Source organism: Pseudomonas sp. TE6283, assembly GCF_054060555.1.
In genome coordinates, this window is record NZ_JBSSDH010000003.1 from 202,961 (window position 1) to 217,655 (window position 14,695).

Sequence of the window (14,695 nt, forward strand, 5' to 3'; positions counted from 1 at the left end):
CTGAACATCCGCTAATAACGAGGCCCTCGCCATGACCGTGTCCACTGCAATTGCCCGTCTCAACGCCGCTGACCAGGATTTCGCCCGACATCTGGATCATCTGCTGAGCTGGGAAAGCGTGTCCGATGACGCGGTCAACCAGCGCGTGCTCGACATCATCAAGGCCGTGCGCGAGCGCGGCGATGCGGCGTTGGTGGAGTTCACCCAGCGTTTCGACGGTGTGGATGCCAAGGGTATCGATGACCTGATCCTCGACCGCGAGCGCCTGGAGCTGGCCCTGACCCGCATTACTCCGGTGCAGCGCGAAGCCCTGGAAAAAGCCGCCAACCGTGTGCGTATCTACCACGAACGGCAAAAGCAGGATTCCTGGCAGTACACCGAGGCCGACGGCACTGTGCTCGGCCAGAAAGTTACCCCGCTTGACCGCGCCGGCCTGTACGTGCCGGGCGGAAAAGCATCGTACCCGTCGTCGGTGCTGATGAACGCGATTCCGGCCAAGGTCGCCGGTGTGGCCGAGGTGGTGATGGTCGTGCCGACCCCGCGTGGCGAGGTCAACGAGCTGGTGCTGGCCGCGGCCTGCATCGCCGGGGTCGACCGGGTGTTCACCCTCGGTGGCGCCCAGGCGGTCGCGGCCTTGGCCTACGGCACCGAAAGCGTGCCGCAAGTCGACAAGATCGTCGGTCCGGGCAATATCTACGTGGCCACCGCCAAGCGCCATGTGTTCGGCCAGGTCGGCATCGACATGATCGCCGGCCCTTCGGAGATCCTGGTGGTGTGCGACGGCCAGACCGATCCGGACTGGATCGCCATGGACCTGTTCTCCCAGGCCGAGCACGACGAGGACGCCCAGGCCATCCTGGTTAGCCCGGATGCCGAGTTCCTCGATCGGGTGGCCGCCAGCATCGGCAAGCTGCTGCCGACCATGGAGCGCGCCGAGATCATCGAGAAGTCGATCAACGGCCGAGGCGCGCTGATCCAGGTGCGTGACATGCAGCAGGCCATCGAGGTGGCAAACCGCATCGCCCCCGAGCACCTGGAGCTGTCGGTGGCTGATCCACAGGCCTGGTTGCCGCAGATCCGCCACGCCGGCGCGATCTTCATGGGCCGCCACACCAGCGAGGCGCTGGGCGACTACTGCGCCGGCCCCAACCACGTGCTGCCGACTTCCGGCACCGCGCGCTTCTCTTCGCCACTGGGCGTGTATGACTTCCAGAAGCGTTCGTCGATCATCTTCTGCTCCGAGCAGGGCGCGTCCGAGCTGGGTCACACCGCTTCGGTGCTGGCCCGGGGCGAATCGCTGACCGCCCACGCGCGCAGCGCCGAATACCGCATCCTCAACGAGAAGGGGAACTGAGCATGAGTCGTTTCTGGAGTCCCTTCGTCAAGGACCTGGTGCCTTACGTGCCGGGCGAGCAGCCGAAGCTGGCGCGGCTGGTCAAGCTGAACACCAACGAGAACCCGTATGGTCCGTCGCCCAAGGCGCTGGAGGCCATGCGTGGCGAGCTCAACGACAACCTGCGGCTGTATCCGGACCCGAACGGTGACCGGCTCAAGCAGGCGGTGGCCGAGTATTACGGCGTGACGCCGGCGCAGGTATTCGTCGGCAACGGCTCGGACGAGGTGCTGGCGCACATCTTCCACGGCCTGTTCCAGCATGATCGTGGGCCGCTGCTGTTCCCGGACGTGAGCTACAGCTTCTACCCGGTGTATTGCGGCCTGTACGGTATCGCGTTCGAGCAGGTGGCGCTGGATGAGCAGTTCCAGATCCGGGTTTCGGACTACAGCAGGCCCAATGCCGGGATCATCTTCCCCAACCCGAATGCGCCGACTGGCTGCCTGTTGCCGCTTGAGGCGGTCGAGCAACTGCTGCAGGCCAACCGGGATTCGGTGGTGGTGGTTGACGAGGCCTACATCGATTTCGGGGGCGAGACGGCCATCAGCCTGGTCGATCGCTATGACAACCTGTTGGTGACCCAGACCTTGTCCAAGTCGCGTTCGCTAGCGGGGCTTCGGGTTGGGTTGGCGGTTGGTCATCCTGACCTGATCGAGGCGTTGGAGCGGATCAAGAACAGCTTCAACTCCTATCCGTTGGATCGCATGGCGATTGTCGGGGCGGCGGCGGCGTTCGATGACCGTGCGTATTTCGATCAGACCTGTCGCAAGGTTATCGAAAGCCGGGACGTGCTGGTTGCCGAGTTGGTGGCGCGTGGGTTCGAGGTGTTGCCTTCGGCGGCGAACTTCATCTTCGCCCGGCATCCCGGGCAGGATGCTGCCGGGATCGCGGCGCGCCTTCGTGAGCAGGGGGTGATTGTTCGGCACTTCAAGCAGGAGCGGATTGCGCAGTTCCTGCGGATTACCGTTGGGACGCCGGAGATGAACCAGGCTTTGCTTGATGCCTTGAATTGATTTCAGGGGTTTGACAGGGGGCGAATTGGGGTTGGTTATTTTGACTTCTGATTCGCCCCTTGTTGTTGTTGTTGTTGTTGTTGTTTGGTGGTTTTGGAAGTTGTATACGCATTCATTTGTGATGTCGACGCTTATTCACCTTTCCGCCCGTACATCGCTCCATTCATCTGGCCCTGCGCTTCGCTCCGGAGCGAAGCGCAGGGGCCGGATGAACGGAGCGGAACGGTTTTGCCTACTTTTCCCTAGAGAAAAGTAGGTCGCCGTAAAGGCGAAAAGGTGACTAAATGTCGATATATTCTACGAATGCGCATAAAAAACCAAAACAATCACCCGCGAACATCAACAATACCGTGCCCCCCCTTATGCGCCAAAACACTATAAATGCAAGGCAAAACAAACAACGTAAACAATGTCCCAACCGACATCCCGGTAGCTATCACCATCCCGATATCAAACCGGCTGACCGCCCCGGCCCCGGAGGCCAAAATCAGGGGTACCATGCCAAACACCATGGCCGCCGTGGTCATCAGCACCGGCCGCAGGCGAATCGCGGCGGCCTCCTCGATCGCCTCCCGTACGCCCAGCCCCCGCTCATCCCGTAGCTGATTGGCAAACTCGACAATAAGAATCCCGTGCTTGGTGATCAGCCCGATCAGGGTCACCAACCCCACCTGGGTATAGATGTTCATGCTCGAAACTCCCAGGAATAGAGGCAACAGCGCCCCACAGATCGACAACGGCACCGTTACCAGAATCACCAGCGGATCCCGGAAACTCTCGAACTGCGCCGCCAGCACCAGGAAGATGATCGCCAGCGCCAGGCCGAAGGTCACCCACAACGCACTGCCCTCCTGGACGAACTGCCGCGCCGCCCCGGCATAGTCCAGCGAGAAGCCCTCGGGCGCCTCCTCGCGAGCGATGGCGCGCACGGTTTCCAGGGCCTCGCCCATGCTCACCAGCGGCACCCCCTGGATGATCGCCGAGTTCAACTGCTGGAACTGGTTGAGCTGGCGCGGCCGGGCACGGTCGTTGAGGGTGATAAGGGTCGCGAGCGGCAGCAGCTGGCCCTGCTCGTTCTTCACGTAGTAGTTGTTCAGCCAGCCAGGGTTGGCCCGGTATGGGCGCTCGACCTGGGCGATTACCTTGTAGCTGCGGCCCTCCAGGGTGAAGCGGTTGATCTCGGCCTCGCCCAGCAAGGTCGCCAGGGTGCTGCCCAGGGTGTCCATCGACACCCCCATCTGCGCCGCCTTGGCGCGGTCGATGTCGATCACCACCTCCGGCTTGTCGAAGGCCAGGTCGATATCGAGGAAGGCAAACTTGCCCGACGCCTGGGCGCGCTCCTTGACCCGCTGGGCCACCTCCAGCAGGGCCGGGTAGTCACCGGCGGTGTTGATCACCAGCTGGAACGGCAGGCCCTCGCCGGTGCCGGGCAGCGACGGCAGGTTGAAGCCGAAGATCTGCAGCCCGCCAATCTGCTCAAGCTCCGCCTGCACCAGCGGCAACAACTGCATCTGCGTGCGCTCGCGCTCGTTCCAGGGCTTGAGCAGGAAGCCGCCGATCCCGCTCTGCACACCGTTGAAACCGTTGATCTGGAACGACGAGTAGTACTCGGGGAAGCGCTTGAAGATCGGCGTGAACTGGTCGGTGTAGGCGTTGAGGTAGTCCAGGTTGGCGGTCTGCGGCGAGCTACTCATCATGAAGATCACCCCCTGGTCCTCCTCCGGCGCCAGTTCGTTGCGGGTAAACATCAGCAAGGCCGGAATCAGGCACAGGATCAGCACGGCGAACACCAGCACCACCGGGCGGCTGTTCAGGGTGCCGTGCAGCAGGCGCTGGTAGCGCACCTTGAGCGCGTCGAAGATCAGGTCCAGGCGATGGGCCAGGCCGCTGGGGTTCTGCTCGTGGCGCAACAGCAGGGCGCACATCATCGGTGACAGGGTGAGGGCGACGATGCCGGAAATGACCACCGCCCCGGCCAGGGTCAGAGCGAACTCCTTGAACAGGGCACCGGTCAACCCGGTGAGAAAACCGATGGGCGCGTACACCGCGGCCAGGGTGATGGTCATCGACACCACCGGCAGGGCGATCTCGCGGGCACCTTCCAGGGCTGCGTCGAAGGGCGACTTGCCCTCCTCGATATGACGGTGGATGTTTTCCACCACGACGATCGCGTCGTCCACCACCAGGCCGATGGCCAGCACCATGGCCAGCAGCGTCAGCAGGTTCAGCGAGTAGCCCATCATCTGCATGAAAAACAGCACGCCGATCATCGACAGCGGGATGGTCACCACCGGGATCACCACCGAGCGCAGGGCGCCGAGGAACAGGAACACCACGACGATGACGATCAGCACCGCTTCGCCGAGGGTCTTGATCACTTCGTCGATGGACGCCTGGATGAACAGGGTGGCGTCGTAGGCGATGGACACCTTGAGGCTGGCGGGCAGCGCCTCCTCGAGCTGCGGCATGATCCGCCGCACCTCCTTGATCACCTCCAGCGGGTTGGCTGCCGGCGTGGCCTTGATGCCGATGTACACCGACGGCGTGCCGTCGAACGAACTGACCGTGTCGTAGTTTTCCGCGCCCATTTCCACCCGCGCCACATCGCCCAGCAACACCCGGCTGTCGCCACTGGTCTTGACCGGCAGGGCGGCAAAGGCCTCGGCGGATTTCAGCTCGGTGGTGGCGTTGATGCTCGTGACCACGTACTGGCCCTTCACCTCACCGGCGGCGGAGAGGAAGTTGTAGCGGCGCACGGCGTTGGTCACGTCCACCGCCGACAGGCCGAAGCCGGCCAGCTTCACCGGGTCGATCCAGATGCGCATGGCGAACACCTGGTTGCCAAGGATCTCGGCCTCGGCCATGCCGGGCAGCGTGGCCAGCTTGGGCTGGATGACCCGGGACAGGTAGTCGGTGATCTGCGGGTTGCTCATCTCGTTGCTGTAGAAGCTGATGTACATCAGCGCCGAGGCATCGGCGGCCTCCTTGCTCAGCACCGGGTCCTCGGAGTCCTGGGGCAGCTTGTTGCGCACCTCGTTGGCCTTGGCCAGCAACTGGGTGAACAGGCGGTCGGTGTCGGCGCCGATTCGCGCGTAGACCGAGATCACCGAAAAGTTCTGCCGGCTCACCGAGGTCATGTAGTCGATGCCGTCGGCACTGGCCAGGCTCTGCTGCAAGGGTTGGGTGATATAGCCCTGGATGGTTTCGGCATTGGCCCCAGGGTAGGCGGTGGTGACGGTGATCAGTGCGTTTTCCATCTGCGGGTACTGGCGGATCTGCAGCTTGTTCCAAGCCTGCAGGCCGAGCAGCAGGATCAGCAGGCTGACCACGCAGGCCAGCACCGGGCGGCGGATGAACGGGTCGGTGAACGCCATGGCCGCCTCCCGTTCACTTCGCGCCGGGCGCGGCGGGCTTGAGGGCGTTGTCGGCGCTGATGCGGATCGCCGCGCCGGGGCTCAGTTTGAGCTGGCCGGCAGTGACCACCTGATCGCCGGCCTGCAGCCCCTTGAGCACCACGACCCAGCCTTCACGGCGCTCGCCCGTCTGCACGGTGAGCTGTTCGGCAATCAGCTTTGGCTGGCCGTTGGCGTCACGCTGGGGCTGGCCGTCCTCGCCCTTTTTCTCGCTGACCCGGTACACCGAATTACCGTAGAGGGTATAGGTGATGGCGTTCTCCGGCACCACCACCAGCGGCTGCGGGTCGGGCAACAGCACTTGAAGGCTCGCGAACATGCCCGGCAGGAGCTTGCCTTCGGGGTTGGCCAGGGTGGCGCGGACCAGCAGGTTGCGGGTGCTTTCCTCGACCTTGGGGTTGATCGCACTGAGGCTGGCGGAGAAGGTCTGGTCGGGGTAGGCGGCCACTTGTGCCAGTACTCGCTGGCCCAGGCTCAGGTGCGGCAGCGCCTGCTCGGGCACATTGAAGTCGACATAGAGGCTTGAGAGATCCTGCAAGGTGGCGATCACCGTACCGCTGGCCAGGTAGGCGCCGACGTCCACCTGACGAATGCCGATGGTGCCGCTGAACGGGGCGCTGATGCTCTTTTTCGCCAGCGCGGCCTTGAGCTGTTCGACCACTGCCTGGTTACGCCGGTACTGGGCGGTCAGGCGGTCGAACTCGCCGCGGGAGATGGCCGAATCGCCGACCAACTGGCTACCCCGGCCGAAGTCGACCTTGGCCAGCCCCAGGTCGGCCTGCGCAGTGCCGAGCAGGGCGGTTTCCTGGTCGCTGTCCAGTTGCAGCAGCAACTGGCCGGCTTTCACCTGTTGCCCGGATTCGAAGTGCAGCGACTTCACCGTACCGGCGACTTCCAGGCTCAGTTCAACGCCCTGATAGGCCTTGAGGCTGCCAACCGCTGGCAGGCGCTCCTGCCATTGGCGCAGCTCGGCTTGCGCCGCGGCCACGCTGACCGGCGGCCGGGGCTGCGAGAACATCTGCACCTGCTTGTAGATGGAAAAGGCCTTGGTGCCCCCCAGGATCAATACGATCAGCAGGACGACGGCCAACATGATCAGCATGCGGCGGCGCAACATGGTCCGGTTCCCTGGAGGTGGGTTTGTTTTTCACTGGGCACGACCACAGGCGATCCGGCCCACGTGCGCTGGGGGAAAGTATTGTCGCTTTTCTGGAAAAGAGGAGGGACAAACTTGTGCCGGCCAAATCGCGGTGCAAGTCGCACCGCGATAGTTTTTACGACAAATCAGACCAGATGCAGGTGGTTATCCCAGAAGCCTGAAGGCAAGTTCATCGGCTGGCCGATCAGCTGCGCCTTGCGGCAATCGTAGAACCGGCAACGCCCCTGCCCGGAGGTAACGACGAAACCATCCTTCACCGCCCCGACCCCGGCGCAATCGGGCATCGGCGCATCGAGCTTCACCGCGCCGCTGTCCAGGTCCCAGATGAACAGGCGATTGGCCCGTGGCGCGGTCAGGGCCACCAGGCGCAGGTCGCTGTGGATGGCGACGCTGGCGGTGTACTGGGCCATCGACTGCAGCTGGCGCTCCGGCACCGGGAAGGCCTTGAACGGCTCCCCCGGACGCTTGATCGCCAGCAGTTCGGCGGTCTCCTCGGAGCCGCCCATGAACTGCTGGCAGGCGGCGATGGTGCCATCGTCGCCCACCGCCAGGTGGCGCACGCTGTTCATCTGCTGGGCCAGGGTCTCCTTGCTCAGCAGGGTGCCGTCGCGCTGCATCAGCACCAGGCTCGGCTCCATGGCGTCGAGGTTCATCTCCACCCGGCTTTCGGCCTCGGTGCGGATACCGCCGTTGGCCACCACCAGGGTCTCGCCATCGGGCAGCCAGGCCACCTCATGGGGGCCGATGCCGTGGGTGGAAAGCTCGCCGCTGTGCACCAGACGTTCGCCTTCGAACCGATAGACGCCCAGCACGCCGCGACCGGGGTCGGTGGTGTCGTTCTCGGTGGTGTACAGCCACTCGCCGTCCTTGTGGATCACCGCATGGCCGTAGAAGTGCCGCTGCGGTTGCGAGGCGAGGGTCTGCAGCAGCCGGCCGTCGCGCAGGTCGACCAGGTAGCTCTCGGTACCGGGGCGGCGCGCGACGAACAAGGCGATCGGCAGCGTCGGGTGGTTGATGATCGCATGGCAACGCTGGGCCACCTGGGTGCTGAATACCTGGGTGCCGTCCAGGCGAAAGCCCACGGCGTAGTGCTTGCCGTCGCCGTCGTCGCGCGCCGACAGCAGCAACGGTTCGCTGCCTTTGCCGCGGAACAGGCTCCAGCCGCCCAGGGTCAGGGCGCTGAGCAACACGCTACCGAGTTTCAGGGCCTGGCGTCGCAGCATGATCAGTCACCGTCGTTGGCATTGAAGCCCAGCTGGATGTTCAACGCCTTGGCCAGCTCGCCTTCGTGCAGGCGGTGGACGACGTTGAGCGCGTCGTAGATCTGGTTGAGGGTCTGCTTGCCGGCGTCGTCGGCCAGCAGCTCGCCCAGGGTCTTCTGGTTGTCGGCCAGCAGCTTGATCGCCGCAGCGTAGGCGTCGTCGATCTTTTGCGCCAGTGCCGCCTGATCCTTGCCCAGCAGGCCGCGCAGGCCCTGGTTGTCGACCCCGACCCAGACCGTCTGGGCGGCCTTGAGCGAGGCTTCCAGGCTCTTGATCGACGAGTGGCTGCGCCAGGCCTCGGCCTGCAGCGGCTGCGCGATCCCCTTGCTCTGGCGGCCCATCGGCGCGCCGAGTTTCTTCTTCAGGGTGTCCAGGGCGGTGACCTGGGCCCGCAGCAGGTCGGCGATCGCCTCGTGGGAGTCGGCGTAGCGCTGGTTGGGGAACTTGGTCATCTGCGACAGCATGCCGTCGGTGCTGTTCCAGCCCTTGAGGATTTCCTCGGCCAGGGCCTTCTGGTGTTCGCCGATGGCAACCAGCAGCGGGCAGTAGCGGGCTTTCTGCTCGGCGCTGGCGATGTCCGGCTTGCTGTCGAACAGGATGTATTCGTAGGCCGACAGGCCACGCACCACCACGCTGGCCTTGCCCAGCGACTCGGCGGTGACCGCCTGTTCGCCGTTGACCAGCTGCTCGACCTGGCGACCGACCAGGTTCTTCTTGTCCGGCCAGAACTGCACCTGCCACGGGCGGTTGCCCTCGGCCAGCGGGCCGACCAGCAACGGCTGCAGCTCGGCCCAGGCCTTCTGGGCGTTGAGGAAGTCGGCGCGGGCGGTCTCCAGGGACTGTTTTCCTTCGCAGTAGGCCAGGGCGCTGGCGGCCAGCTGCCGGTCGGCCTCGACCCAGCGGCTGTAGGTCGGCAGGATCACTTGCTTGGCGATGGCAGCGGAGGTCACCGCCTGCGGATCTTGCGGCGAGCAGGCGCCGAGGGCAAGTGCGGCGAGGCTGGTGAACAACAGTTTGGGTCGGAACATGCCCGGCTCCTTGTGCGGTTTAAAGGGAATTCAGGAACGCCAGCAGCGCGGCGCGCTGCTCGGCATTGAAGGTCAACACGTGATCGCGCGCCGCCTGGGCCTCGCCACCGTGCCAGAGCACGGCTTCAAGCAGGTTGCGGGCGCGGCCGTCGTGGAGGAACTGGCTGTGGCCGCTGACGGTCTCGCTCAGGCCGATGCCCCACAGTGGCGGGGTGCGCCAGTCCTGGCCATTGGCGGCGAACTCGGTGCGTTCGTCGCTCAGGCCCGGGCCCATGTCGTGCAGCAGCAGGTCGCTGTAGGGACGGATCACCTGGCCGGCCAGTTCCGGTTCGGACGCATCGGCGGCGGTGGTGAACTGCGGGGTGTGGCAGCCCTGGCAGCCGGCCTGATAGAACAGGTTCTTGCCCGCCAGCACTTCGGGCGTATCCACATTGCGTCGGGCCGGCACGGCGAGGTTGCGGGTGTAGAAGGTGACCAGGCGCAGGATGTTGTCGCTGACTTCCTTCTCGCCACTCTGGCCGTCACCGTTCGGCGCGGCCAGGCAATCGACCTGCGTGGCGGTGCAATCGTCCTTCGGCAGCAGGGTGGTGGTCAGGCCCATGTCGCCGGCGAAGGCGTGCACGTTCTGCTGGTTGACGTTGGGCTGCCCGGCCTTCCAACCGAAACGGCCGATCACGGTCTTGCCCTGGGCGTCGTCCCACACCCGGTTGGCGCGGCCGCGGATGCCATCGCGGTTGAGGTCGTCCGGGTCTTCGTTGGCCAGCAGGTCGGCTTCGGGGATGGCCTCGAGCAGCCCCAGGCCGATCATCGGCGGGGCGACCCGGGCCGAAAAGCGGGTGTCCGGGTGCAGCGGGCCGTAGCCGAGCTGGGTGATCTGCAGCGTCGGACGGCGCAGTTCGACCTGGTGGCCATCCTTGAAGGTGACGCTGTGCTTGTCGTAGCTCACCCGCACCTTGCCTTCCGGGGCCACGCCGGGGATGGCCATGTCCTGCAGCTGGGTGCCGTAGACCGGCTCGGGGACCACGCCCAGGCGCTCGATCTCCCGGGCGTAGTAGGGCTGGTCGGGGATCGACAGGCGCACCAGCATCGACACCGCGTTGCTGTCGTCCGGCTCCGGCGGATGGCCGCGACCGTCGCGCACGTGGCAGTTCTGGCAGGCGTTGGTGTTGAACAACGGGCCGAGGCCATCGCGGGCGGTGGTGGTGGAGGGGGCGATTACCCAGGGGTTGCGGAAAAAGCTGTTGCCCACGGCGAAATCCAGGCGCCGCTCGGGTGTCAGGTTGGCCGAGGGCAGCGAATAGGCGTTGCGGTCGCTGCGTTGCACCGTGGCCTTGCCGCCGGAGAGGGCTTCGCCGGGCTCGGCCTGGGTGAAACGCGGGGCGTCGTCACAGGCGGCGAGGGCGAAGGCCAAGAGCAGGGGGCTTAGGCGGAGCAAGGACATCGAGGATCCTGGGCATGGGCGAAAAACCGGCGTGCAAGCTTATCAGGCTGGGGGTGTTTGAATAAGAGCAATTTGCAATTGCTGGATGAAATCGGTGTCAGTTGTCACTTATCGTCGGACACGTTGCCTGTGGGAGCGATGGTGTTGCTGAAAAACAAAAAGGCGGCCCGAAGGCCGCCTCTGCTGAACTGCGACGCTGATCAGAACTCGTGATCGGCGGTATCCGGGTTCAGGTTGTCGATGCCCAACTTGCCAGCGGCCTGCTCGATCGCGCCGGTCTGCTTGACCAGCGAGGCGATTGCATCACGCACAATCTGGTTGCCGGCGGCGTTGTCGGCGGCGATCAGCTGGTCGTAGTGCTCGCCCTTGAGGGCGTGGTCGACGATCACCTGGATCTTGGCCTCAGTGGCTTCCAGGTCGGCCTTGAGGGTGGCGTCGGTGGCCGGGTCGGCCTTGGCCACCAGCGATGACAGGCTCGGGCCGCTCAGCTTGGTGCCGTCGACACGGGTGTACTCGCCCAGGTAGACGTTGCGGATGCCCTTGGCGTCGTAGAAGTGCGAGTAGTGGGTGTTGTCGCTGAAGCAATCGTGCTCGTCTTCCGGCGAGTTGGCTTCCAGCGAGACCTTCATGCGCTCGCCGGCCAGTTCGCCCAGCGACAGGCTGCCCATGCCGAACAGCATCTTGCGCAGGCCGTCGTTGGCCGGCTCGCCTTCGAGGGTGGCGCGGTAATTGTCGGCGACGTTCGGCGCCCAGTTGTCGACCATCTCTTCGAGGTCCTTGACCAGCAGGTCGGTGACCGCTTTCAGGTAGGCGCGGCGACGGTCGTTGTGGCCGCCCGTGGCGCCCTTGCCTTCCAGATAGTCGGACGCTGGACGGTTGCCCGCGCCAGGGCCGGTGCCATTGAGGTCCTGGCCCCAGAGCAGGAACTCGATGGCGTGGTAGCCGGTGGCGACGTTGGCTTCGGAGCCGCCCAGTTCGTTGAGGGTGGCGAGTTTCTCGGGGGTGATGTCCTTGACATCGATCTTGTCTTCGCCGACCTGGATCTCGGTGTTGGCGATGATGTTGGCGTTGGCCGCCGGGTTGCCCAGGGCGTGCTCGTAGCTCTTGTCGACGTAGTCGATCAGGCCTTCGTCCAGGGGCCAGGCGTTAACCTGGCCTTCCCAGTCGTCGATGATGGTGTTGCCGAAGCGGAACACTTCGCTCTGCAGGTACGGCACGCGCGAGGCGACCCAGGCATCACGGGCGGCTTTGAGGGTCTGGTCGTCGGGCTTGGCCAGGAACGCGTCGACGGCGGTCTGCAGTTGTTTGGCGGTGCTCAGCGAGTCGCTGTACACGGCATGGACCATTTCGGCGTAGTGCTTGACCACAGCCTTGGCGGCCGCCTCATCGACAGCCCCCGGCGCCGCGGCGGTGGTGCTGGCGGCGGCAGGTGCCTGGGCTTGCGGTGCGGCAGCCTTGTCGTCCTTGCCTTCGCCGCAACCGGCGAGAGCGATGGCGATGGCCAGCAGACTGGCGGAGGCCAGAGGCATTCGAATCATTGTTGGTTTCCTGCGTGGTGTGGTTGGACCGTGCGCCGTGGCACGCGAAACCAATACATCATGCGAAAGATTTGCATTTGCTGTAAAGGGGCGGGCGTGCATTTCATGCAAACGCCCGTTCAAGGTGCACCGCCAAGGCTGGCAGGGCTTACAGGGCGGAAACCTGGTTGCGTTGTGCCTGTTTGAGGAAGCTGGTCAGTTCGCGCGCCGACAACGGCTTGCTGTAATGGTAGCCCTGACCCTCGTGGCAGCCCTGGGCGATGATGTAGCTCTCCTGTTCGACGGTTTCCACGCCTTCGGCGATCACCTGCATGCCCAGGCTCTTGCCCAGTTGGATGATGGCGCGAACGATGGTGGCGTCGTCGTCATCGTCAAGCAGGTCCTGGACGAAGCTCTTGTCGATCTTGATCTTGTCCAGCGGCAGCGACTTCAGGTAGCTGAGCGAGGAATAGCCGGTGCCGAAGTCGTCAATGGCGATCAAGGCGCCCGAACGGCGCAGGCTCAGCAGGTGCTGGGCGGCGGTGCTGATGTCTTCCATCAGGCCGGTCTCGGTGACTTCCAGCTCCAGGCTGCGCGGCGGCAGACGGTAGGCCTGCAGCAGGTTGTTGACCACCCGCGGCAGCTCGTTGTGGTGCAGTTGCACCGTGGACAGGTTGACCGCCATGCGCAGCTCGCTGAAGCCCTGGTCGTGCCATTCGCGCAGCTGCCGGCAGGCCTGGTCGAGCACCCATTCGCCAATGCCGATGATGCTGCCGTTCTGCTCGGCCAGCGGGATGAACTGGTCGGGTGGGACCATGCCCAGCTCCGGATGCTGCCAGCGCAGCAGCGCTTCTACGCCGACCACTCGGTGGTCTCGGTAGCTGATCTGCGGCTGGTACACCAGGTACAGCTGGTTGCGTGACAGAGCCTCGCGCAGGTCTTTTTCCAATTCGCGACGGCGGCGCATCTCGCTGTCGACGCTGGCGATGTAGAACTGATAGCGATTGCGCGAGCGGGCCTTGGCCAGGGTCATGGTCTGCTCGGCCTTCTGCAGGAGCTTCTCGGTGCTGTCGCCGTCCTCGGGGAACAGGGTGATACCGATGGTGGCGCGCAGGCGGATCTGCTGTTGGTCGAGGTCGAAGGGCGCTTCGAGGTCGTCGAGGATGCTCTGGGCCAGCTCGGCGGCTTCATAGGGTTGCTCGATGTTGGCCTGGACCAGGGCGAACTGGTCGCCGCCCAGGCGAGCCAGGGCGCCGAGCCGCCCACTGTGGGCGCGCAGACGGTCGGCCAGGGCCAGCAGCAACTGGTCGCCGACCTGGTAGCTGAACTGCTCGTTGATGCCCTTGAAGTCGTCCAGGCCCACGCACAGCACGGCGACACGGCGCTGCAGGCGGCCGCCGTCGACCAGGATCTTGTCCAGCTGCTGCTGTAACTGCTGGCGGTTGGGCAGGCCGGTGAGGAAGTCGTACTGGGCCATGCGCTGCAGGCTGTTCTCGGCCTCGTGGCGCAGGTGGGTGTTGCGCTCGATGGAGGCCAGCAGTTGGTTGGCGGTGTTGACCCACAGGCCCAGCTCATTGCGCTCGTGGCCCTTGAGCTGCGGAATCTGGTGCTGGCTGGGGCGGTCGGGGTTTATCTGGGTCAGGTGGTCGATGATCTTCGACAGCGGCTTGGTCAGCAGCCAGTGGTACACCAGGTACAGCACCAGGCCCATGGCCAGGGCGCGCAGCACGCCGGAGATGAAGATGATCACGGCGTTGATCAGGAAGTCCTCGCCGTAGGAGGAGGTGTCGAGGGTGATGCTCAGGTCGCCATAATACTCGCTGTAAGGGCCACGGCCGACCAGTTGCGTGGTGTAGGTGCGCTCCTGGCCGAGGATCAGGTCGGTCAGCCAGCGCATGGACATGTCCTGCAGCGGCCGTGACTTTTCCGCCAGCATGGTTTCGTTGGGATGGCCGATGGAGGCCATGCGCACCGACTCGTCCTGGAACAGGCCTTCCATCACCTGCATGCCCATTTCCCGGTCGAGGCTGTACACCGCCTGGGTCGATGGGTCGCGGAACATGTCGAGGATGCGCTGGGCATCGTTGTTCACGGCCTGGCGGGTCTTGTAGGCGTCATAGACGATCTGCGCACAGCTGAGTACGACGCCGACAGCCAGCGCCGAGAGCAGTACGACCCTCAGCAGCTTGACCGATAAGCTGTTTCGAAATTCCAGCTTCAATGGGGTTTCCTTAATCCATGCGCATGCCATTATTTTGCCATCAACCATGGCGAGAGACTATCGGCCCGAGACCCCGTCAGGCAACCCGTCCGTCGATGGAAATGCCCTTGGCTCTGTATCGGTCGAGCGGTCATGCGACTTGAGTGCGCTGCGTCAACTTTCCAGATGGTTGATGTTAGCGCGCTATGCGGTCTGAGCAAGAGCGCACGGATCGGTTGCAAATATTTCTGTCAGGTATGTCGTTGCCG

At 64.5% G+C, this 14,695-nt stretch carries 9 protein-coding genes; 2 read left to right on the forward strand and 7 right to left on the reverse strand.

What is annotated here, in order from left to right:
• The first annotated feature begins 31 nt into the window (after nt 1-31).
• Both hisD and hisC read left to right on the forward strand, forming a co-directional pair.
• Entirely contained in the window at nt 32-1,354 is a 1,323-nt protein-coding gene (hisD, locus tag ACVWZ5_RS06435) for a histidinol dehydrogenase (RefSeq protein WP_457340476.1), read from the forward strand.
• Between the two features lie 2 nt (nt 1,355-1,356).
• Nucleotides 1,357-2,406 carry a histidinol-phosphate transaminase gene (gene hisC, locus ACVWZ5_RS06440; protein ID WP_062572920.1) on the forward strand — a complete coding sequence of 350 codons (1,050 nt, stop codon included), beginning with the start codon at nt 1,357-1,359 and terminating at the stop codon, nt 2,404-2,406.
• A 326-nt stretch (nt 2,407-2,732) separates the two neighbouring features.
• Here hisC and ACVWZ5_RS06445 read toward each other — a convergent pair whose 3' ends face one another.
• From ACVWZ5_RS06445 to ACVWZ5_RS06475, 7 genes are all read right to left on the reverse strand, one after another.
• On the reverse strand, nt 2,733-5,780 hold the full coding sequence (locus ACVWZ5_RS06445) for a multidrug efflux RND transporter permease subunit (RefSeq protein WP_062572921.1): 3,048 nt from the start codon (nt 5,778-5,780) through the stop codon (nt 2,733-2,735).
• A gap of 13 nt (nt 5,781-5,793) precedes the next feature.
• The gene (locus ACVWZ5_RS06450; RefSeq protein ID WP_084941931.1) at nt 5,794-6,936 is read right to left on the reverse strand and encodes an efflux RND transporter periplasmic adaptor subunit; all 1,143 of its coding nucleotides are present in this window, start codon (nt 6,934-6,936) and stop codon (nt 5,794-5,796) included.
• A gap of 167 nt (nt 6,937-7,103) precedes the next feature.
• Nucleotides 7,104-8,201, reverse strand: a complete 1,098-nt coding sequence (locus tag ACVWZ5_RS06455) for a DUF1513 domain-containing protein (protein WP_062572923.1) — start codon at nt 8,199-8,201, stop codon at nt 7,104-7,106.
• Nucleotides 8,202-8,203: 2 nt separating this feature from the next.
• Nucleotides 8,204-9,268, reverse strand: a complete 1,065-nt coding sequence (locus tag ACVWZ5_RS06460; RefSeq protein WP_096048634.1) for an imelysin family protein — start codon at nt 9,266-9,268, stop codon at nt 8,204-8,206.
• Between the two features lie 19 nt (nt 9,269-9,287).
• Nucleotides 9,288-10,709 (reverse strand): di-heme oxidoreductase family protein, encoded by a 1,422-nt coding sequence (locus ACVWZ5_RS06465; RefSeq protein WP_062572925.1) that lies wholly within the window; start codon nt 10,707-10,709, stop codon nt 9,288-9,290.
• A 200-nt stretch (nt 10,710-10,909) separates the two neighbouring features.
• A complete protein-coding gene (locus ACVWZ5_RS06470) occupies nt 10,910-12,247 on the reverse strand; it encodes an imelysin family protein (protein WP_457340477.1) in 1,338 nt (445 codons plus the stop codon).
• Nucleotides 12,248-12,395: 148 nt separating this feature from the next.
• Entirely contained in the window at nt 12,396-14,447 is a 2,052-nt protein-coding gene (locus tag ACVWZ5_RS06475; RefSeq protein WP_062364497.1) for a putative bifunctional diguanylate cyclase/phosphodiesterase, read from the reverse strand.
• Nucleotides 14,448-14,695 lie beyond the last annotated feature (248 nt).

Coding starts and splice junctions, on each gene's coding strand:
- hisD (WP_457340476.1), top strand. CDS start 32: ATGACCGTGTCCACTGCAATTGCCCGTCTCAACGCCGCTGACCAGGAT.
- hisC (WP_062572920.1), top strand. CDS start 1,357: ATGAGTCGTTTCTGGAGTCCCTTCGTCAAGGACCTGGTGCCTTACGTG.
- ACVWZ5_RS06445 (WP_062572921.1), bottom strand. CDS start 5,780: ATGGCGTTCACCGACCCGTTCATCCGCCGCCCGGTGCTGGCCTGCGTG.
- ACVWZ5_RS06450 (WP_084941931.1), bottom strand. CDS start 6,936: ATGTTGCGCCGCCGCATGCTGATCATGTTGGCCGTCGTCCTGCTGATC.
- ACVWZ5_RS06455 (WP_062572923.1), bottom strand. CDS start 8,201: ATGCTGCGACGCCAGGCCCTGAAACTCGGTAGCGTGTTGCTCAGCGCC.
- ACVWZ5_RS06460 (WP_096048634.1), bottom strand. CDS start 9,268: ATGTTCCGACCCAAACTGTTGTTCACCAGCCTCGCCGCACTTGCCCTC.
- ACVWZ5_RS06465 (WP_062572925.1), bottom strand. CDS start 10,709: ATGTCCTTGCTCCGCCTAAGCCCCCTGCTCTTGGCCTTCGCCCTCGCC.
- ACVWZ5_RS06470 (WP_457340477.1), bottom strand. CDS start 12,247: ATGATTCGAATGCCTCTGGCCTCCGCCAGTCTGCTGGCCATCGCCATC.